We start from the raw sequence: 20742 nt of genomic DNA, 5'->3' as shown, positions 1-20742 counted from the left end.
TAACTGCCGCACCAGAGTTCGACTTCTATTAACCATCATGCTCCACATCGGAGCAATTTGGCAACGGCGGAAAAACTGGTGCCGCTTGCAGGACTCGAACCTGCGACCCCATCATTACGAATGATGTGCTCTACCAACTGAGCTAAAGCGGCTTATCCGGCTGGAGCCTTGAAGCTCTTGCGGATGGTGTCCGGCGCAAGGCGCGGAGACCGGCACCGCTTGGTGCGGTGGTGCGCGCTTGATAGCGGAGGCGGGGCGGGGATGCAAGAGGCTTTCTTGCAAGATTTTCACCGCCCTTCCCGCCTGTGGATGGTGCAGCTTCCCCGGCCCTGCGAGGCGTTTGACGGCCTGCGGCAGGACGCGCACCAAAGAGGCCCCAGCGGATTGCTGCCGCAAAGGCTGGGAGCACGGCGGCCCCACTGGCACTACCCCGGCAAACGCAGCGTGGGCCGCGCAGCAGCCATGACACGGCGCAGCAGAGCGTCCCTTACAGGTCCCGGCCCAGAGATCAGCAGGAGGCCGGGACGGTGCGTGGGGAGGCGTTGTGCGTCTTCCAGCGGTCTGGGACGGTGCTACTTGCCCCAGGATCGCCCCCGTCTCAGTTCACGAACTTCGGCTTGGGCAGAGGCACTTCATCGGCAGCATCCGGCCCCGGATCATCCGGCAGGCGCGGGAAGGGATAGGCGGCGGCATGGCGGACGGAGCCGCCCGCCTTGTCCGGCGCCGGAGCATCCACCGGCTGGCTCGCCGCCGGGTTGATCACATCAACCTGTGCCGTTGTTGCCGCAGGCTTGCCAGCCTGAGCGGTGGCAGTGCCGTTGACGAGCGCAGCAGCTGCCCCTTCTGGCTTGGGGGCTGGGGCGGCTGGCTTGTCACCGGGTGTTTCGGCCGGCTTTACTGCCGGTTCCGGTGTCAGGTCCATCACCGGCTCGTCATCGGCTTCCGGCTTGGGTGCACGCACGGGCATGTCGAAGGGGCCACTGGGGCGCGGCGCCTGTGAGGCTCCATCCTGCGGCGCGGCAAGGCCGGGACGGTCGAACAGGGCCTCATCAGGCAGATCCAGCGCAAGAGCACCTGCAGGGGCTGGTGGTGTGTCCCAGACGAAGGCATCGAGACGTCCCGTCACCGGCGAGACCGGAGACCAGTCCGCCGACACCACGCCGTCGGCAATCCATGCCTTGTCGAGCGGGGCGCGCACGGCGCGGGCCAGCCACTCGCGCATGCGGCCCTTGTCGCCGCTTTCCGCTTCTTCCAGATCCGCCATCAGCAGGAAGGCATTGCGGGTGGGCTCGGAGCGCAGCACCTTCTTCAGCTGGGCGCGGGCCTCGGCAAAGTCGCGGGCATCCAGCGCCACACGGGCGATGGCGAGCGCGCCCTCCGCCGTGTTGGGGCGCAGCGCGGCCAGCGTCTTCACCCGCTTCAGCCGGTCGGCGGCAGCATCGCCAATACGGGCATGGGCATAAGCATCTGCCAGATCGGGATGCGGTGACAGGCGCCAGGTGGCTTCCAGCACCTTGGCCGCCTTGCGCACATCGCCCTTGCGGGTGGCAAGACGGGCGGTGACGGCAGCGGCGGGCACAAGGTCACCGGCCAGCCCGTGGGCCTCACGGGCGAGCTGCATGGCCTGATCGGGATCGCCATCCTCAAGTTCCAGCGCCCTTGCCGTCAGCAGCACAGCGCGCTGGCGGCGATAGGCCGGTTTGTCGATGAGGCGGGCGGTATAGTTCTTTTCCAGCGTGGCGATGGCGGCTTCCCAGTCGGAAGCGACCGCCTGATAGCCCAGAACCGCCTGTCCAGCCCAGTCGAGGCCGGGCTGCGCCTTCAGCGCCTCTTCGGCATAATGGCGGGCAGCAGCAGGCGCGCCCTCACGCTCAGCCTCGATGAACAGGCCATGCAAACCGAGGACACGTGTGCGCGGATCTTCCAGCATGGTCTCGAAGCGGCGGCGCGCCTCCTCCCGGTCGCCGGACATCTGCGCGGCCTGCGCGATCAGCAGCTGGGCTGCGGGCTCTGATGGCAGCAGCTTGCCCGCCTCGAGCCCATGCTTGCGGGCGAGCTTTGCATTGCCCGTTCCCAGCGCCAGCAGGCCGGAAGACAGGGCCTGATAGCCCCGGTCGCGGCGGCGGCGGCGGAAAAAGCGGCTGGCGATCTTCGGCGAGCGCAGCACGGTGAGCACCAGCCAGACCGCCCCGAGAAACAGGGCAAGCCCCCGATGACGACCAGCGCCACAGTGGCAGGCGGTTGTTCCCAGATGTAGCCATTCCAGGTGACGGAAACCATGCCCGGCAGATCGGCGAGCCAGGCGAACCCGAGCGCGGCGGCGAACAGGGCGGCGAAGAAGACGAATACGCGGATCATGCCAGTCCTCCGGGCTGCGGGTCGGATCAGCTGCCCTTGCGGGCGAGGCTGGAGAGAACGTCCTTCGAGGTCTTTTCCGTAAGTGCATCAACGGCCACACGGGCGCGGGCCGCAGCGGCCCAATCCGCACCGGCAGCCTTGCCCGCCTCCGGCAATTCGTCATAGGCAGCAAGCGCGGCAGGCAGGTCACCGGCGGCAACGGCATTTTCCATGCGCCGCAGGGCCGCTTCCGGCCCCTGCCCGCTGGCATCGCCGGGGCCGCGCACCGTGAAGATGGACGCTGCACTGGAGGTCAGGCTGTCGAGGATCGAGCCGTCTTCGGCGGGCTTGGCGAAGGTTGCGTGGATGGCGCGGGCCACAGGGGCAAACTCCGCCATCAGCTTCTGCTGCGGGGCAATGCCGTTCGCAGCATGGCTCTCCAGCAAGGCAATGTCTGCGCCCTCAGGCAGACTGGCGCGCAGGGCGGCCAGTTCCGTTTCAAAGGGCTTGCCCGCATCAACCGCGGTCTTGAGAGCCGACACGGCAACGGCGCGCGCCGCCATCTCGCGGGCGGTGGCGTCACCCATGGTGGTTTCAACAGTGGCAAGGCGCTCGGTCAGCGCTGCGGCTTCAGCCTTCAGCGCATCCAGCGATTTGCGGCTTTCTTCCGTGGCTGCGGTCAGATCCGCCGAAAGGCTGGTCAGCGTGCCCGCATTGCGCGCCTGCGCATCCGATACCGTACGGATCGCCGCTTCCGTGCTTGTCGCAGCCGATTGCAGCGCCGCCAGAGAGGCTGACAGACTGTCGACCGCCTTCTGCATGCTGTCGAGACGGGCCGAGAGTTCTGCGTCAGGCGCTGGATTGGCAGCAGGAGCCGCGCTGCCATCTTGAGCAGGAGCTGGCGCCGCCCCTCCCATGCCGTCCACCTTGCCACGCAGGGCATCCAGCTGGCCGCTCAGCTCGGCAAGGCGCGAAGACGTGTCACCGCGCAGGGCATCGATGCTCTGGGTAAGACGTGTATCAAGGCTTTCGAGCGCTTCAGGTGCAGGCGCCTGGGCTTCACCCTGCGGCTGGCCTTGCGCGGGAGGCGCTTCCTGCAACTCGGCCAGGCGGCGTTCAAGCGTGTCAAGCCGGGTAGCATCCAGCGCCGCCTGCTCGGTCACTGCAGCGCTGAGCCCAGCGCGCAGCGGCAGATATCCGGCCAGATTGAGCCCGTAACCGGCCCCAAACACTGCGGCGCTGACAAGCAGCGAGGCAGCCAGCGCACCGCCAAAACCAATAGAGGCTGCCGCCGGACGGCGCGGCTGCGGCGCGGAAGCCCCACGCTCGGCCTGCGCTGCGGCGGAAGAGGCAGCAGATGAAGCAGATTGCTCGGCGCCTTGCCCGGCAGCACTGGAGCTTGTGGAACTTTGGCCGGCCGGACCCTGCGAGGCTGTGGCAGTGGAAGCGGCCGAAGGCTTTGCGGCACCGGCTGCGCTCTGGCTGGCAGCAGCCGGGCTGGCCTGTGCGGCCGCGGCTGCGGACGCAGGCTTGGCAGCCGCTGTCTCCTGAGCCGTCTTCGGGCTTGCAGCGGCGGCGGCCTGCGGGGCCGCACCTGACGTCCCGGCCTTGTTGGGTGCTGACGGCTTTCCAGCGGCTGACGGCCCGGCAGCAGAGGCCTTGGCGTCGTCCTTGGGCGCAGCGGCCTTGGAAGGATCGGCCTGCGAAGTTTCAGCTTTGGCGGTCTCGCCCTTGGCTGCAACCTTTTCCGGGACCAGATCAATGGTCACTGGCCGCCTGGAACCACCAGCCGTGCCGGATGAAGATGCGCCGGTTGCAGATTCGGAGCCTTTGGCGCCCTGACCGGGCTTGTCCTTTTCGGAAACCATGACCTCTTCCTCCTGTGGCATGACCGGCTTCAGGGCCATCAACTATACACAATACCGGCAGGGCAGGAACCGCTGACCCGGCGTGACATGATGTCTAAACGGCGCGAGCAGGCCACCCCGCCGGTTAACAGCGGTTTAAGGCGCGCAGGAACAGAGCCTCCTCGTCCGGCGTCTCCGCCCATTCCACAGGCCCAAGCGCCGTCAGCGGCGCCCCGGCCTTGGCCGACAGCGCCACCATGCGCGGCAGCATGGCAGGGGCAAGGCCGCGCAGCAGAGTGGCACAAACCTCGGCAGTGCGGGTAGAATAGGCAAGCAGAATGTCGATCTCACCCTTCACCAGCGCCTCGTTGACCTCATGCGGCCAGCTGGCAACCGGATCGGCCTGGTAGACCTCGATCAGGCGGCACCCGATTCCGGCGGCATCGAGGTGCTTTTCAAGATCACCCGACCGGTCCCTGGCGCCGAAATAGAGAATATCGCCACTGCCATGGCAGGCCTCAATGAGGCGCGACAGGTCTTCTGCATCCCCATCGGCGCTCAGCACCGAGGTGAAGCCCAGCTCCCGTGCCGCCGCTGCCGTGCGGGCGCCCACCGTATAGACGGCAAGGCGCGCCAGTTCCGGCAGCTGGCGGTGGCCGGCCAGCGCACCTATGGCCTGCGAGCTGGTGATGGCAAGCGCATCCACGCCGTCGAGATCGATCTCGTCCGGAGCACGGCGCACGATATCCAGCGCTGGCGCCTCGATCACCTCATGCCCCATCTCGCGCAGGCGCGCGGCGGTTCGGGCACAATGGGGATAGGGCCGGGTGACGAGAATGCGCATGAAGAACCTCAGTACCGGAAAAAGGCAGGACCACCGAGAGACTGCAGGATCTGACCCGCCTCGCAGCCAAGCTCGAAGGCATCATCAAGTCCGCCCTCGCGGGTGACGGCATGCTGCTCGCTTCCATCCGGGCGCAGGATAATGCCCCGGAAGCGCAGACGGTTCCCATCGACTTCCGCAAGACCGCCGATCGGCGTACGGCAGGACCCATCCAGCACCGCGAGGAAAGCGCGTTCGGCAGTGAGCCGGATTTCCGTGTCACGGTCATGAATGGGGGCAAGCAGCTTCAAAGTCGCTTCGTCATCAATGCGGCTTTCGATGCCGATGGCGCCCTGCCCGACAGCAGGCAGGAAATCTTCCGTATCGAGAAGACTGGTCACCACATCCTGCATGCCAAGGCGGCGCAGGCCGGCATAGGCCAGGAGCGTGGCATCGACCTGCCCTTCTTCCAGACGCTTCAACCGCGTCTGCACATTGCCCCGGTACATCACTACCTCGATATCCGGGCGCAGGCGCTTGATCATCGCCTGACGGCGCAGCGAGGATGATCCCACAACAGCGCCCTGCGGCAGATCCCTGAGGTGCTTGGCCTTGGGCGAGATGAAGGCATCGCGCACGTCCTCGCGCGGCAGAAAGGCCGTCAGCGCCAGCCCCTGCGGCAGAACGGTCGGCATGTCCTTGGAGGAATGCACGGCCAGATCGATGCGCCGCTCGATCAGGGCTTCCTCGATTTCCTTGGTGAACAGGCCCTTGCCGCCCGCTTCCGAAAGCGGCCGGTCCTGGATCTGATCGCCTGAGGTCTTGATCACGACGATCTCGAAGTCGTCCTCCTTGAGGCCATGGGCGGCGGCGAGCCGGTCACGGGTTTCATGGGCCTGGGCGAGTGCAAGAGCACTGCCACGCGTTCCGATGCGCAAAGGTTTCGATTGCAAGACGAAGGATCCGGGTGCTAGGGGCTGACCATTGAATTCATGATGACAATAGGTTCTCTAGCGCCATTGTCCAAGGCGGCACAATCCCGGATTATACGGGGCGGGCCGGATTGGGGCACAGAAGTACCTTTTGAGACACCGGCAAAGCCCGTGAAACCACGGCAGCCGCGACGGCGGGCAGAACCCAATGCTGACAGTTCTTGGCATCGAAACCAGCTGCGACGAAACCGCCGCCTCCGTGGTGCGCGGGCCGCAGACGCCGGAAATCCTCTCCAACGTCATCCGCTCGCAGATTGACGAGCACACGGAATTCGGTGGCGTGGTGCCGGAGATCGCCGCCCGCGCCCATATTGCCGTGCTGGACCGGATCGTGGCCGAGGCCATGTCGGAGGCTGGCGTCAGCTTCGATGACATCGATGCGGTGGCCGCAACCGCAGGTCCCGGCCTCATCGGCGGGGTCATCGTCGGGCTGATGACCGCCAAGTCCATCGCCATGGCGGCCGGAAAACCGCTCATCGCCGTCAACCATCTGGAAGGCCACGCGCTGACGGCACGCCTCACGGACCAGCTGGAGTTCCCCTATCTGCTGCTGCTGGTTTCCGGAGGGCACACCCAGTTCCTGCTGGTCACCGGCATCGGTGCCTATGAGCGGCTGGGCAGCACCATTGACGATGCCATTGGCGAGGCATTCGACAAGACCGCCAAGCTGCTTGGCCTGCCCTATCCGGGTGGCCCGGCAGTGGAGCGCATGGCCCTTCGCGGCGATGCCACCCGCTTTGCCCTGCCCCGCCCGCTGATGGACCGGCCCGGCCTCGACATGTCCTTTGCAGGACTGAAGACGGCGCTGCGCACCACGGCGCAAAAGCTGCAGCCGGTGGATGAGCAGACCGTCTGCGACCTTTGTGCCGGATTTCAGAAGGCGGTTGCCGATGTGCTCGCCATCCGCACCCGCGCAGCCCTTGCCCTGTTCCGCCAGCGTTTTGCCGGGATAGAGCCTGTCATCGTCGTGGCGGGCGGCGTTGCCGCCAATGGCGAAATCCGCCGCGCATTGACATCCGCCGCCGATGAAGCCGGGGCCCGCTTCATCGCCCCTCCTGCCCGGCTGTGCACGGACAATGCCGCCATGATCGCTTGGGCCGGGATCGAGCACATGATGGAAGCCCGCCGCACGGGCGCTGCCCTCGACGGCATGTCCTTCGCCCCCGCCCCCGCTGGCCTCTCGACGAGACCTCCGCAGGGCTGCTGGGCGCAGGGAAAAAGGGCGCCAAGGTGTAAGGGCACCCTTGCCTCACCAAGGCGGGTCCATCAGCATCCATCGAAGATGAAGTGCGTCCAAAACCCGGTTCCCTTCGCGGACCGGACTTGCTAGGCAGGGGCGGTTTCAAAGGATGGATGCTGCCATGCAAGTGCGCCACAAGGCCTATGTCTACCTCACCTGCGGGCGCAAGCTGCTGGTTTTCGCTCAACCGGATCAGCCAGAAGTCGGCCTTCAGGTACCAGGCGGCACGCTGGATCCGGGTGAAAGCCATCTCATCGGCGCAAGGCGCGAATTCTTCGAGGAAACGGGGCTGACGCTGGACGGCGCCCTTGATCACCTCACAGATCAGAACCACGTGTTCGACAATGGCCGGGGGCGCGATCTGCACAAGCGCCGCCATTTTCACGCCACGGTGCCGGTGATTCTCAAGGACGAGTGGGAACACTACGAAATGACGCCGAGCGGCGGCGGCGATCCGATCCGCTTCCGCCTGTTCTGGCAGGACCTGTTCACCGAGGTGAACCCTGCCGTGTTCTACGAGGGCTTCGGCGCACAGATCGGCCTGCTTCGGCAGCGCCTGCAAGGGAGATAGACATGGGCGGGATCGAGACCATTGCAGTGCTGGGCGGCGGTGCCTGGGGCACAGCGCTGGCGCTGTCCGCTGCAAGGGCTGGCCGCTCCGTCACGCTCTGGGCCCGCGATCCTGCACTTGTGGCCGAAATCCGCAGCCGCCAGACCAACCGCGCCTATCTGCCAGGCGTAACCTTCGATGAACCGCTGACTGCAACCGACGACATTGCGGACGCGGCGAAGGCAGACGCCATCCTGCTGGTGACGCCTGCCCAGACCACCCGCGCCGTGCTGACGCCGCTGGCAGGGCTCCTGCGCCCCGGCACGCCCGTGGTGCTCTGTTCCAAGGGCATCGAAAAGGGCACCGGCAACCTTCTCACCGACACGCTGGCCGAGGTGCTGCCACAGGCCCACCCAGCCGTGCTGTCCGGCCCGAGCTTTGCTGCCGATGTGGCACGTGGCCTGCCGACCGCCGTAACAGTTGCCGCCCGCGACGGCGCAATGGCCGATGCGCTGGCGCAGGCCCTCGCCTCCGCCAGCTTCCGGCCCTATGCCTCAAGTGACCTCATCGGAACGCAGGTAGGCGGGGCGCTGAAGAACGTTCTGGCCATCGCCTGCGGTGCAGTGGCAGGGCGCAAGCTCGGCGCTTCGGCGCAAGCTGCCCTCACCGCTCGTGGCTTTGCCGAGCTGACACGGCTGGGCCTTGCCATGGGCGCAAGACCGGAGACACTGACGGGCCTTTCAGGCCTTGGCGATCTGGTGCTCAGCTGCTCCTCAACCCAATCGCGCAACTTCAGCTTCGGCCACAAGCTGGGCGAAGGCCGCACGGCGGAAGACCTGCTGAGCTCGGGCGAGAAATTGGCCGAAGGCGTGTTTTCCGCTGAGATCGCCGTGGAACTGGGCGAACGCCACGGCGTCGATCTGCCGGTCTGCAAGGTGGTGTCCGATGTGATCTCCGCGCGCCTGACCATTGACGAGGCGCTGAACCGGCTGATGAGCCGCCCGCTGCGCCGCGAGGCGGGGGCCTGAAAGGACAGCGCAAAATTTGCGTGAGCCTCGGCAATTTTGCCGCTTCATTCCACCGTCAAATGTTCTAACCTGCGGCACAAACAGGAGGTTCTTCCATGCTTTACGCCTTGATCTGCACCGACAAGCCCGGCGCCCTGCAGACGCGCCTCGACAACCGCCCGGCGCATGTGGAATTTCTCAAAGCCATGGGCGACCGCCTGAAAGCAGCCGGTCCGTTTCTCGATGACGCCGGCAACATGACCGGCAGCCTCGTCATCATCGAGGCAGAGAACCGGGACGAAGCCCTCGCCGTTTCGCAGGAAGACCCCTATGCCCGCGCCGGCCTCTTTGCCTCCGTCGAGATCCGTCCGTGGAACTGGGTGATCAAGAACCCGGAGGCGCAGTGACCGTGAAATACTGGCTGATAAAGTCCGAGCCGGACGTCTGGTCCTGGGAGCAGCAGAAGGCCAAGGGTGCTGCGGGCGAGGAATGGACGGGCGTGCGCAATTATCTGGCCCGCAACAACATGCGCGCCATGTCGCTGGGCGACCGGGCATTCTTCTACCACTCCAACATCGGCAAGGAGATTGTCGGCGTGGCGGAAGTGTGCAGCGGCACCGCGCAGGACAGCACCACCGATGATCCGCGCTGGGACTGCGTACACTTCCGCGCCGTCTGCGATGTACCCAAGCCCGTCACGCTGGCCGCCGTCAAGGCCGAGCCGCGCCTTGCGCAGATGGCACTCGTCACCTCCATGCGCCTGTCGGTGCAGCCGGTAACGGAGGAAGAGTGGAAAGTGGTGTGCGAGATGGGCGGGCTCGATCCGAACGTCTGATTCCCTTTCCCTATAGTTCAGGAGACCGGATTGACCGGCATTGCAGATCCGAAGCACTTCATCGAGACGAACACGGAAGTGCTCGCTGTCCCGCATGCCAGCGAAATCCGGCTCCACCTCGCCAGCGAAGCCATGGACCTGTGGCAGAAGACCGAGGATGAACTGGGCGAAATCGGCCTGCCGCCGCCCTTCTGGGCCTTTGCCTGGGCAGGCGGGCAGGCGCTGGCGCGCTACCTGCTCGACAATCCGGATCTGGTGCGCGGCAAGACGGTGACGGATTTTGCCGCAGGCTCCGGCATTGTCGGCATCGCCGCAATGATGGCAGGCGCGGCATCGGTAACAGCCGTGGAAATCGACCGTTTCGCCATCGAGGCCATTCGCCTCAATGCGGCGCTCAACGGCGTTCCCCTGTCCACGGAACTGGGCGACATCACCGGCACCCCGCCGCCACAGACGGACCTGATGATCTGCGGCGATGTGTTCTACGAGCTGCCCATGTCGCGCAAGCTGATTGCCTGGCTCGACCAGCTGAACGAAGCCCGCACGCTGATTCTCGTCGGCGATCCGGGCCGCTCCTATCTGCCGAAGGAAAGGCTGGAGCATCTGGCCACCTACACTGTGCCGGTGATCCGCAGCCTTGAGGATTCAGAAGTGAAGAAGACCAGCGTCTACCGCTTCCGGCCCGCATCAGGAACCTGATCCAGCGGCGCCTTCGACAGGCTTCTGCTGCAACGCCGCATAAAGCAGCTTGCGCTTTTTGCGGGCAAGCCTTCCTATAGAGATCCCTTTCCGCCAGACCACTCTGGCAAGAAATATGCTGAGCCGGCCAGATCCGGCAATCACACGTCCCCCGAGGAGCCTTCCATGCCGGTCGTCAACCGTATTGCCGATCTTGCCGATGAAATCGCCAGCTGGCGCCGTGATTTCCATGAGAACCCGGAGATCATGTACGAGACTGTCCGCACGGCAGCCAAGGTGGCAGACCTGCTGCGCAGCTTCGGGCTGGACGAGGTGGTGACCGGGATTGGCCAGACCGGCGTTGTCGGCGTGATCCGGGGCAAGAACGGCGGTGCAGGCCGTGTCATTGGCCTGCGCGCCGACATGGACGCTCTGCCCATCGCGGAAATGACCGGCCTGCCCTACGCCTCGAAGACACCCGGCAAGATGCATGCCTGCGGCCATGACGGGCATACGTCCATGCTGCTGGGAGCTGCGAAGTACCTGGCCGAAACCCGCAATTTCAACGGGACAGCAGTTGTCATTTTCCAACCGGCCGAAGAGGGCGGCGCGGGCGCCAAGGCGATGATCGACGACGGCCTGATGACCCGCTGGGCCATTGATGAGGTTTACAGCCTGCACAATCTGCCCGGCCTGCCGGTGGGAGAGTTCGCCATCCGAAAGGGGCCGATCATGGCCGCGACGGATGAATTCCGCATTACCATTACCGGGCGCGGCGGCCATGCGGCCAAGCCCCACGAGACGGTCGATCCGATCATCGTCGGCACGCAGATCGTCAGCGCCCTGCAGACCATCGCCAGCCGCGCCGTCAATCCGCTCGATTCGGTGGTCGTCTCCGTCACGATCTTCGAGGCGGGCACTGCCTTCAACGTCATTCCCGAGACGGCGACCTTGCGCGGCACCATCCGCAGCCTGACCGATGCCACCCGCGATCTGGCGGAGAAGCGCCTGAACGAGATCGTCTCCGCCCTGTGCACGGCCTATGGCGCAACGGCGGAGATCGAGTTCCGCCGCGGCTATCCGGTCACCTCCAACCACGACGAGCAAACGGATTTTGCTGTCAGCGTGGCGGAGGAGATTGCCGGGCCCGACCGGGTGCAGCGCGAGACCGAGCCTATGATGGGTGGCGAGGATTTCTCCTACATGCTGCTGGAGCGGCCGGGCGCTTACATCTTCGCGGGCAATGGCGACAGCGCCAGCCTGCATCACCCGCGCTACAACTTCAATGACGGGCTGATTCCCTCCGGAAGCTCCTATTTCGTGCGGTTGGTGGAGAAGGCGCTCGCTGCCTGAGCTTCCAGCAGGTTTTGAGCACTTACCGCTCATATTGCCTCTTCCGAATGCTACGAAAAAGCGTCCGGCATCATCCTTAAGGATCATGCTTTCATTCTCCTCTGGCAGGCGGCCAAAGAGTTTTTTATGGTGGCGGGAGATAATGGAACATCGGGGCCCATCATGCTCGTGACTGCTGCAGCCATTGAGGCTGCCTATGATCGAATTACGCCCCATATTCGCGTCACACCCACCCTGCAGCTCAGATCCGGAGACCTCGACCTTCCGTCGGGCGTTTCCCTGAAGCTCGAATCCCTGCAGCACAGCGGCTCCTTCAAAGCCCGCGGCGCCTTCAACACGCTGCTGAGCAAGGAAATTCCGGCGGCCGGTGTGACTGCCGCGTCAGGGGAAACCATGGCGCAGCGGTGGCCTATGCCGCCCGCAGTCTCGGCGTTCACGCCCGGATTTTCGTGCCCGAGCTGGCCACCCCTTTCAAAAAGCCAAGATCCGCAGCTACGGCGCAGGCTTGGAAATTGCGGGGCCCACCTATGCCGAAGCGCGGGAAGCCTGTGGCGCCTATGAAGCCAGAACAGGCGCGATGGACATTCACTCCTACGCCAATGCAGAGACCATCATCGGACAGGGCACGGCAGCACTGGAATGGGAAGGACAGACCAAAGGTCTCGACACGCTGCTCATTGCAGTCGGCGGAGGTGGCCTGATCGCGGGTGTGGCCACATGGTTTGCAGGCAAGACGCGCATCATCGGGGTGGAGACCGAAGGCTGCCAGAGCATGAAGGCCGCGCTAGAGGCCGGGGAGCCGGTTGAAGTGCCGGTCTCCGGCAGTGCAGTGGACAGCCTCGGCGCGCGGCGCGTGGGGGATCTGACCTTTGCCATTTCTGCGCGCTGCGTCGAGCGGATTGTCATTGTCCGCGATGACGAGGTCATGGCCGCGCAGCAAAAGCTCTGGCGGGGGCTGCAGCTGGTGGCAGAACCTGGCGGCGCGGCGGCTTTCGCAGCGCTGCTGTGTGGCGCCTATGTGCCCCAGCGGGGCGAACGCATCGGAATCCTTCTGTGCGGCGGCAACATGGATCCGTCCGTACTGACCACCCACTGACGTGCAAGCCCCGTCGCTCACTTGACCAAATGCTCAGCCTTGCTTGAACTCTTGCCGCGTGCCTCCGCCTTGAAAAGGCGGCGCCAAGCCGCTAACCCAAGGACCAGAGCAATTTTTTTAAAAACGGGATGGACACCCATGGCAACTCACAAGCTTCTTCTTCTGCCCGGCGACGGCATCGGCCCGGAAATCATGCCCGAGGTGAAGAAGATCATCGCCTGGTTCAACGCACGCGGCACCGACACGTTCGAGACCGAGGAAGGCCTCGTCGGCGGCTGCGCCTATGATGCGCATGGCCAGTCCATTTCCGAAGGCGACATGGCCAAGGCCATGGCCGCTGATGCCGTGATTTTCGGTGCCGTTGGCGGCCCGAAGTGGGACAAGGTGCCTTACGAAGTCCGCCCGGAAGCGGGCCTGCTGCGTCTGCGCAAGGACATGCAGCTTTTCGCCAACCTGCGTCCGGCCATCTGCTACCCGGCACTGGCCGGTGCCTCCTCGCTGAAGCGTGAAGTGATCGAGGGTCTCGACATCCTGATCCTGCGCGAGCTGACGGGCGGCGTTTATTTCGGCGAGCCGAAGACCATCACCGACCTCGGCAACGGCCAGAAGCGCGCCATCGATACGCAAGTCTACGACACCTACGAGATCGAGCGCATCGCCAAGGCAGCCTTCGAGCTGGCCCGCACCCGCAAGGGCAAGGTCACCTCGATGGAGAAGCGCAACGTCATGAAGTCGGGCGTGCTCTGGAACGAGGTGGTCACCGCCACCCACAAGAACGGCTATGAGGACGTGCAGCTGGAGCACATGCTGGCAGACGCCGGCGGCATGCAGCTCGTGCGCTGGCCGAAGCAGTTCGACGTCATCGTCACCGACAACCTGTTCGGCGACATGCTGTCCGACGTTGCCGCCATGCTGACCGGCTCGCTCGGCATGCTGCCGTCCGCCTCGCTGGGCGCTCCCGACGCTGCCACCGGCAAGCGCAAGGCGCTGTATGAGCCGGTGCACGGCTCGGCTCCGGACATCGCCGGCACGGGCGCTGCCAACCCGATCGCCATGATCGCCTCCTTCGCCATGGCCCTGCGCTACTCCTTCGAGAAGGTGACCGAAGCGGACATGCTGGACAAGGCCATCGCCAATGCGCTGGACAAGGGCCTGCGCACCCGCGACATCGCCTCGGAAGGCGCCACCGTCATTGGCACCACCGCAATGGGTGATGCCATCGTGACCGAGCTGAACGCACTCAGCGCCTGATCACGAATAGCCGATCATAAGGCCGCCGCTTGCCATGCGCAGGCGGCGGCCTTATGCATTGCCGCCCATCCGGACGCACACTCCATTCGAAAGGCACAGCAACATGGCCAAGGAAAAACCGTTTCTCGGCACCTGGATCCTCGATGTGGAGGAAAGCGACTTCGAGCAGGGCGAGCCGCCGCGCTCGGCAACCTTGCGCATCGAGGATGATTTCGGCGTGCTGACCTTCACAATGAACACCGTGTCAGCCGATGGCGAAGTCACCAATGACAGCTTCACCGCCATGCCGGACGGCCCGCCGATCCGCCTTGGCAAGAGCGGACTGGTCGATTCCATGCGCCTCGGCTTTGCGACCGAACGCAATCTCGTCTCCGAAGCCCAGCGTGACGGCGTCACCCTGATGAAGGCCGAACGTGAACTCTCGGAAGATGGACGCACGCTGACGGTTACCCAGACCGTCCTGCTGCCCGGCGCCATCACCAGCCGCAACATCTCCGTCTACCGCCGTTCGCAGTAAGGCCGCCTCTCGATGAGCCCTGCTCATTGACAGGTGTTCGTCCACCCGGTGAGCCAATCTCGCCGGGAACGCTGCTGGCTTGTGCTGAACATAGAACAAAAAGTGAAAACACGACCCAAGCTCCGCTTGACGGGACCAGAATCTTCTGGAATCAATAGGAACATAGGAAGAACAAAGTCCAGACACCGAGCCGGAACGCCAACCGGCACACTCAACGCCCGTCTGGAGGGAAGCTCCCTATCCGCGCAAGGTTTGTCCCGGGCATACAGCCTGATGGACAATATGACGCTCTGGCAGGATCCCCGCCTGAACGAGCGCCGCAGACCATGCCGCACCTGCCCGCAGACGCAGCAGGCAAGAGCGCCCGCACCCTCGCCCCGGGTGCCCTGCCGCTCGCCTTCTGCTCCGCCTTTCCGCCCAGCGCCTCGGGCCGGAAAGGCGGGCGGCCGGGCATTCCAGAAGATCCCCGTACCCTCTGCGCTTTGAGCCGGGGCTTGCAGGCGCGTGTAGGCGCTTCACCGGCGGTTTGGGCCAATGATGACTTTGGCGGCTGGGCCGCAGCCCCGTCTGTCCGGACCCCCAAAAAATCGGGGCGCCGATTGCACGGCTCCCCGGTCTTAACTTACCAGCCCTGAAATGGCTCAGCGGCTCTGGTTGCGCTTGGCGAGGGTGCGCAGGCGCAGGGCATTGAGCTTGATGAAGCCGGCAGCGTCCTTCTGATCGTAGGCGCCCTGGTCGTCCTCGAAGGTAACCAGCTTGTCGGAATAGAGCGACTTCGGGCTCTCGCGGCCAATGACCATCACGTTGCCCTTGTAGAGCTTCAGCGTCACTTCGCCTTCCACGTGCTCCTGGCTCTTGTCGATCAGGGCCTGCAGCATTTCGCGCTCGGGCGAGAACCAGAAGCCGTAGTAGATCAGCTCCGCATAGCGCGGCATGATCTCGTCCTTCAGGTGCGCCGCGCCGCGGTCCAGCGTGATGGATTCCATCGCACGGTGTGCGGTGAGCAGGATGGTGCCACCCGGAGTTTCATAGACGCCGCGGCTCTTCATGCCGACAAAGCGGTTCTCGACGAGGTCCAGGCGGCCGATGCCATTGTCGCGGCCATAGTCGTTCAGCTTCGCCAGCAGGGTTGCCGGGGACAGGCGCTCGCCGTTGATGGAAACCGCGTCACCACGCTCGAAGCCGATCTTGATGACCGTCGGGGTGTCGGGGGCCGTTTCCGGGGAAATTGTGCGCATATGCACATATTCGGGAGCCTCGACTGCCGGGTCTTCCAGCACCTTGCCCTCGGACGACGAGTGCAGCAGGTTGGCGTCCACGGAGAACGGAGCCTCACCCTTCTTGTCCTTTGCGACCGGGATCTGGTGCTTCTCGGCGAAGTCCAAGAGATCGGTACGGCTCTTGAAAGTCCAGTCGCGCCAGGGAGCGATGATCTTGATGTCCGGGTTCAGGGCATAGGCGGACAGCTCGAAACGGACCTGATCATTGCCCTTGCCGGTGGCGCCATGGGCAATGGCGTCAGCGCCGGTCTTCTTCGCAATCTCGATGAGATGCTTGGAGATCAGCGGGCGGGCGATGGAGGTGCCCAGCAGATAGACGCCTTCGTAGACGGCATTGGCGCGGAACATCGGGAAGACGAAATCGCGGACGAATTCCTCGCGCACGTCCTCGATAAAGATTTCCTTGATGCCCAGCATCTCGGCCTTCTTGCGGGCCGGCTCCAGTTCCTCGCCCTGGCCGAGGTCAGCGGTGAAGGTCACCACTTCTGCGCCCAGTTCGGTCTGGAGCCACTTCAGGATGATGGAGGTGTCGAGGCCGCCGGAATAGGCAAGCACGACCTTCTTGATGTCGCCATGGGCCATGGAGGTATGTCCGTTCGCTGTTCTTTTTGACGTCACGTTTGGCGTGTAAGGCATCCCGGCTGCGCCGCCGGATGCCTTGGAAAACCGCGCGCACTCTAGTTGCGGCAAAGCGGACTGCAAAGCCTTTTTCTGCGCCATGCGCCTCATGCCTCGAAAGGCCGCAAGCCAAGCAAATACGCCGCTTGCAGGTATTCCGCTGCAGATGTATTTTCCGCCGCCGCCCTGAAATGGGCAGAATTGCCGGGCCTGTTCCCAGCTGGCGGTTTTTTCCATCAGGGATGACTCATGCGTTTCTTCGCTTCCTGTCTGCTTCTTCTCGGACTGACTGCGGCCTCCGCCGGTTCTGCGCTTGCCGGCGACCTGTCCGCCCGGCGCGGTCCCGCAGCGCCCTTCAGCTTCGACACTGTGATTGGTCAGGCCAAGGCTTTGGCTGGCAAACCCTATGCAGAGCCCAAGACCCGCTCTGCGGACACGCTCGAAAAGATTGACTTCGACGCCCATTGGAAGATCCGGTTCGACCCGGAAGAGACGGTTTCGATCAGCCCGGATGCACCGGTGCAGTTCTTCCACCTTGGCCGGTATTTCAAGAACCCGGTCAAGATCTATCAGGTTGAAAGCGGCGTCAGCCGGGAAATCCTCTACGATCCGGCCTATTTCGACAGCCCCAATGACAGCCCGGCCCGCAAGCTGCCGGCCGACATCGGTTTTGCCGGCTTCCGCATCATGCGCCCGGATCTGAAGACGGACTGGATTTCCTTCCTTGGCGCTTCATACTTCCGCACCGACGGCCAGTCGCATCAGTACGGCCAGTCGGCCCGCGGCCTTGCGATCAATTCTGGCATGTCCGAACCGGAAGAGTTCCCGCGCTTCACGTCGTTCTGGCTGGCGCCGGGCGAAGCTGAGGGTGAAACCATGGTGCTCTACGCGCTGATGGACAGCCCCAGCGTTGCCGGTGCCTACAAGATGACCATGCGCAACAAGGACGGCGCAGGCCAGACCATTGACGTGGAAAGCCGCCTGTTCTTCCGCAAGCCGGTGGAGCGCCTCGGCATCGCGCCGCTGACCAGCATGTACTGGTATTCGGAGACGAACCGCTCCACGGGCCTCGACTGGCGCCCGGAAGTTCATGACACCGATGGCCTTGCCATCGTCATGGAGAACGGCGAGCAGGTCTGGCGCCCGCTGAACAACCCGAAGGGCGTGCGCACCTCAACCTTCCAGGCCTCAAACCTGAAGGGCTTCGGTCTTGCCCAGCGTGACCGCAGCTTCGAGAACTACGAAGACGATGGCGTGTTCTACAACAAGCGGCCGTCTGTCTGGCTGGAACCACTGGCACCTTTCGGTGAAGGCGCCGTGCAGCTGATCGAAATCCCGACCGATGACGAGATCTACGACAACATCGTCGCCTATTTCATCCCCAGCAACCTCCCGGCGGCCGGTGAGGAGCGCAGCTTCTCCTACCGGATGCACTGGAAGGACGCCCATCCGCTGCCCGGCGTTGGCGCCCGCACCGTCGCAACCCGCGCCGGTCAGGGCGGTGTTCCCGGCCAGCCGCGTCCGGCGGACCAGATCAAGCTGTCCATCGACTTCGAAGGCCCTGCCCTCAAGGGTCTCGGCCAGCAGGATGGCGTGACGGCCGTGGTGGAACTGTCGCGCGGCAAGGCGATCAATCCTTACGTCCTGCCGGTCGTCGGCACGGACCGCTGGCGCCTGATCTTTGACGCCAAGGTGGAAGATCACGACCCGATCGAAGCCCGCGCCTTCCTGAAGCATGGCGATGACGTGGTGACGGAAACCTGGCTCGGCCAGATCAGCCACGAACTGGTCGCCCACCCGCAGTAAGGCACGGCCACTCCAACAGAAAAGGCCCGGACGGGAGACCGTCCGGGCCTTTTTTGCCGGTCACTCACCTAAAGCTCAATCCGAAAATACTACAATACTGCATAGAATGACCAATCAAAATAATTAACCAAATTTAACTACCTAAGAGTAACATCAGTTAAATTATTTTAATAATAACCAGAAAGTAAGAATTTCACAAACATCGATATATGAAAAATTTAACGCGATGAAATTTAATTGGTCCGAAACCCAGGTTTCACCAAGAAAGGCAGATCATGTCCAGCCTATCCTTCGGACGCTTCAGCATTCGTATCCCTGCGGCACTTGTTGGATGTGCCCTGGCAACAGGCGCGATGATAGGTCTGTTCTCCTACCAGAGCAGCTCACGGGAATTGCTGGCAGACGCCCAGAGAAAGCTTGATGCACTGGCGCAGGCTCGAAAGGCAGAGCTGTCCCAGTATCTCGGGAGCATTGTCGAAGACCTGACCATCATGGCCAGCAATCCGGCGACTGTAGAATCTCTGTACAGCTACAATGAGGCCTGGGCGCAGATAGGCGACAATCCGCAAGCCGCTCTCCAAAGTGCCTATATAGAGAAAAACCCATATGCTCTGGGCAAACGGGATGAGCTGATGGGCGCAGGTCAGAGTCCTTATGACCGGGCACATGCCACGTATCACCCATGGATGCGCGGGTTCCTTAAAGCTCGCGGCTATTATGATATCTTCCTCTTCAATGAGCCGGGAGACTTGGTTTACACCGTCGCAAAAGAAGCAGACTTTGCCACTAACTTCAGATCCGGGCAGTGGAAGGATACCGACTTGGGCATGGCCTTCCGTGAAGCGGCGGACGCTCCAGAAGGATCTGTTGTTTTTCTCGACTTTCAAGCATACGCCCCCAGCAATGGAGCTCAGGCGAGTTTCATTGCAACTCCGGTATTCCGGAACAATCAGCGCATTGGTGTGCTTGCATTTCAAATGCCTATCGACCGTCTGAACCAGACCATGGGCAGCAGCGCAGGCCTTGGAGAGAGCGGAGAGACTGTGCTCGTGGGCCCTGATGGGCGGTTCCGCATTGACTCGGCCAAGACGCCTGATGTGAATGACATTCAGATAACGCAGCTTACGGGCAGCCTCATCGCTGATGGCCTGGCAGGAAGAACAAGCACCGGCGAAATTTCTGGATACCGGGACGCGACCTTTGTCGCGGCGGTCACGCCTGTCGACTTTGAAGGCACGCGCTGGGCGATCGCTGCCCTGCAAGACTACGACGAAATCACGGCGCCCGTACGTACCTTGCGCAATCAGATCCTCCTGATTTTCTCGGCAGCCGCCCTGGCAGTCACTCTGATCGGCATTTTCATTGCGCGTGGCCTGGTGCGGCCAATCCAAGAACTGGTCAAAGACGCCAATGAACTTGCGGGCGGCAACGTGGATGCCGCGTTCGGCGCAGCAAGCCGCAAGGACGAGATCGGCGACATTGCCAAGGCGATAGCCGGCTTCCGGGATACCGTTTCCGAGCAGGCACGCCTCGCGGAAGCGCAGGCAAAAGAGCAGGCCGATCGCCTGGCGCGGCAGAAGCGTGTCGAGGAGCTTCTCGACACCTTCCGCAGACAGTCGGAGGAAATGCTCGGGTCCGTGTCCGCCAACATGCAACAGATGCAATCCACTGCGCAGAATCTCATACAGATCTCGGCTTCCACATCAGAGACGGCTGGCAACGCCTCCAGCGCAACCACGACTGCCTCCGAAAACGTTCAGCTTGTCGCGTCAGCAGCTGAAGAGCTGTCCGCCTCCATTTCCGAAATTGGAGGACGCATCAACGAAACAATGACCATCATTCACGATGCCACCAGCCAGGCAGTCGATAGCAAAACGAAGATGACCAATCTCGCAACGGCAGCGCAGCGCATTGGAGAGGTCGTCGGCCTGATCAGGGCCATTGCCGAACAAACCAACCTGCTTGCCCTCAATGCAACAATTGAAGCAGCACGGGCTGGAGAGGCAGGACGCGGCTTTGCCGTGGTGGCCGCTGAAGTGAAGGAGCTGGCAAACCAGACATCACGAGCGACGGAGGAGATCAGCGGTCAGGTGCTTGAGATCCAGACCTGGACAGGTGATGCGGTTGGAGCGATCAGCGGAATTGCGGACATTATGGACAAGGCCAACCACTACACCAGCTCAATTGCTGCTGCCGTTCAGCAACAGGATGCAGCAACGCGGGAAATCAGCCGGAGCGCAAGCAACACCTCTCACAGCACGGTCGCAGCTGCGAGAAACATGGGTGAAGTCACGGATTCAGTCGCCAGAACCAAGATCTGCGCAGATGAGGTTGACACTGCCTCAAGCACGGTTGCCCATCGCGTTACCGATCTCAACAGTCTGGTGAACTCATTCCTGCGCAACGTCGCTGCCGCCTGACCAGCACAAGAACGGCAGAGTAAAAAAGGCCCGAACGGCATCCCCGTCCGGGCCTTTTACTCTGCCCGGGCCAGCCCGGCTGTCAGATATCC

General features: G+C 63.4%; 17 protein-coding genes, 1 tRNA gene and 1 pseudogene. 13 read left to right on the top strand and 6 right to left on the bottom strand.

The window, feature by feature from the left end:
- Positions 1 to 76: 76 nt before the first annotated feature.
- From ACQB61_RS20845 to hemC, 5 genes are all read right to left on the bottom strand, one after another.
- Positions 77 to 152: transfer RNA gene (locus ACQB61_RS20845), tRNA-Thr, on the bottom strand.
- A gap of 446 nt (positions 153 to 598) precedes the next feature.
- Positions 599 to 2176, bottom strand: a complete 1578-nt coding sequence (locus ACQB61_RS20840) for a heme biosynthesis HemY N-terminal domain-containing protein (RefSeq protein WP_430514172.1) — start codon at positions 2174 to 2176, stop codon at positions 599 to 601.
- A gap of 208 nt (positions 2177 to 2384) precedes the next feature.
- Complete coding sequence (locus tag ACQB61_RS20835; RefSeq protein WP_430514171.1) at positions 2385 to 4205, bottom strand: COG4223 family protein; 1821 nt, start codon at positions 4203 to 4205, stop codon at positions 2385 to 2387.
- Positions 4206 to 4329: 124 nt separating this feature from the next.
- Positions 4330 to 5028, bottom strand: a complete 699-nt coding sequence (locus tag ACQB61_RS20830; protein ID WP_430514170.1) for a uroporphyrinogen-III synthase — start codon at positions 5026 to 5028, stop codon at positions 4330 to 4332.
- A gap of 8 nt (positions 5029 to 5036) precedes the next feature.
- Complete coding sequence (gene hemC, locus ACQB61_RS20825) at positions 5037 to 5960, bottom strand: hydroxymethylbilane synthase (RefSeq protein ID WP_430514169.1); 924 nt, start codon at positions 5958 to 5960, stop codon at positions 5037 to 5039.
- Between the two features lie 190 nt (positions 5961 to 6150).
- Between hemC and tsaD the strand changes: the two are divergent.
- The 11 genes and pseudogenes from tsaD (at position 6151) to ACQB61_RS20770 (ending at position 14526) form a co-directional block, all read left to right on the top strand.
- Positions 6151 to 7235, top strand: a pseudogene (gene tsaD / locus ACQB61_RS20820) (tRNA (adenosine(37)-N6)-threonylcarbamoyltransferase complex transferase subunit TsaD).
- Positions 7236 to 7360: 125 nt separating this feature from the next.
- Positions 7361 to 7810, top strand: coding sequence for an NUDIX hydrolase (locus ACQB61_RS20815; RefSeq protein WP_430514168.1), 450 nt, complete (start codon positions 7361 to 7363; stop codon positions 7808 to 7810).
- A 2-nt stretch (positions 7811 to 7812) separates the two neighbouring features.
- Entirely contained in the window at positions 7813 to 8817 is a 1005-nt protein-coding gene (locus tag ACQB61_RS20810; RefSeq protein WP_430514167.1) for an NAD(P)H-dependent glycerol-3-phosphate dehydrogenase, read from the top strand.
- Positions 8818 to 8912: 95 nt separating this feature from the next.
- Positions 8913 to 9203, top strand: a complete 291-nt coding sequence (locus ACQB61_RS20805; protein ID WP_430514166.1) for a YciI-like protein — start codon at positions 8913 to 8915, stop codon at positions 9201 to 9203.
- A gap of 2 nt (positions 9204 to 9205) precedes the next feature.
- Complete coding sequence (locus ACQB61_RS20800; RefSeq protein ID WP_026356011.1) at positions 9206 to 9631, top strand: EVE domain-containing protein; 426 nt, start codon at positions 9206 to 9208, stop codon at positions 9629 to 9631.
- A 30-nt stretch (positions 9632 to 9661) separates the two neighbouring features.
- Positions 9662 to 10330 carry a class I SAM-dependent methyltransferase gene (locus ACQB61_RS20795; protein ID WP_430514165.1) on the top strand — a complete coding sequence of 223 codons (669 nt, stop codon included), beginning with the start codon at positions 9662 to 9664 and terminating at the stop codon, positions 10328 to 10330.
- Between the two features lie 165 nt (positions 10331 to 10495).
- The gene (locus tag ACQB61_RS20790; protein ID WP_430514164.1) at positions 10496 to 11662 is read left to right on the top strand and encodes a M20 aminoacylase family protein; all 1167 of its coding nucleotides are present in this window, start codon (positions 10496 to 10498) and stop codon (positions 11660 to 11662) included.
- Between the two features lie 126 nt (positions 11663 to 11788).
- The gene (locus ACQB61_RS20785; protein WP_430514163.1) at positions 11789 to 12223 is read left to right on the top strand and encodes a pyridoxal-phosphate dependent enzyme; all 435 of its coding nucleotides are present in this window, start codon (positions 11789 to 11791) and stop codon (positions 12221 to 12223) included.
- Positions 12168 to 12758 (top strand): pyridoxal-phosphate dependent enzyme, encoded by a 591-nt coding sequence (locus ACQB61_RS20780; RefSeq protein WP_430514162.1) that lies wholly within the window; start codon positions 12168 to 12170, stop codon positions 12756 to 12758. The genes ACQB61_RS20785 and ACQB61_RS20780 overlap by 56 nt, the downstream gene beginning before the upstream one ends.
- A 138-nt stretch (positions 12759 to 12896) precedes the next feature.
- A complete protein-coding gene (gene leuB, locus ACQB61_RS20775) occupies positions 12897 to 14009 on the top strand; it encodes a 3-isopropylmalate dehydrogenase (protein ID WP_430514161.1) in 1113 nt (370 codons plus the stop codon).
- A gap of 103 nt (positions 14010 to 14112) precedes the next feature.
- The gene (locus tag ACQB61_RS20770) at positions 14113 to 14526 is read left to right on the top strand and encodes a hypothetical protein (protein ID WP_430514160.1); all 414 of its coding nucleotides are present in this window, start codon (positions 14113 to 14115) and stop codon (positions 14524 to 14526) included.
- Between the two features lie 641 nt (positions 14527 to 15167).
- Here the strand turns inward: ACQB61_RS20770 and ACQB61_RS20765 are convergent.
- The gene (locus ACQB61_RS20765) at positions 15168 to 16388 is read right to left on the bottom strand and encodes an argininosuccinate synthase (RefSeq protein ID WP_334252049.1); all 1221 of its coding nucleotides are present in this window, start codon (positions 16386 to 16388) and stop codon (positions 15168 to 15170) included.
- Between the two features lie 285 nt (positions 16389 to 16673).
- Here ACQB61_RS20765 and ACQB61_RS20760 point away from each other — a divergent pair, with 285 nt between their 5' ends.
- Together ACQB61_RS20760 and ACQB61_RS20755 are read left to right on the top strand one after the other, a co-directional pair.
- Entirely contained in the window at positions 16674 to 18230 is a 1557-nt protein-coding gene (locus ACQB61_RS20760) for a glucan biosynthesis protein (protein WP_430514159.1), read from the top strand.
- 275 nt (positions 18231 to 18505) lie between these two features.
- Positions 18506 to 20650 carry a methyl-accepting chemotaxis protein gene (locus ACQB61_RS20755; RefSeq protein ID WP_430514158.1) on the top strand — a complete coding sequence of 715 codons (2145 nt, stop codon included), beginning with the start codon at positions 18506 to 18508 and terminating at the stop codon, positions 20648 to 20650.
- Positions 20651 to 20742 lie beyond the last annotated feature (92 nt).

The organism is Pannonibacter phragmitetus (assembly GCF_050510895.1).
Lineage (GTDB): Bacteria > Pseudomonadota > Alphaproteobacteria > Rhizobiales > Stappiaceae > Pannonibacter > Pannonibacter phragmitetus_B.
This window is presented reverse-complemented; position numbering and strand designations above follow the sequence as displayed.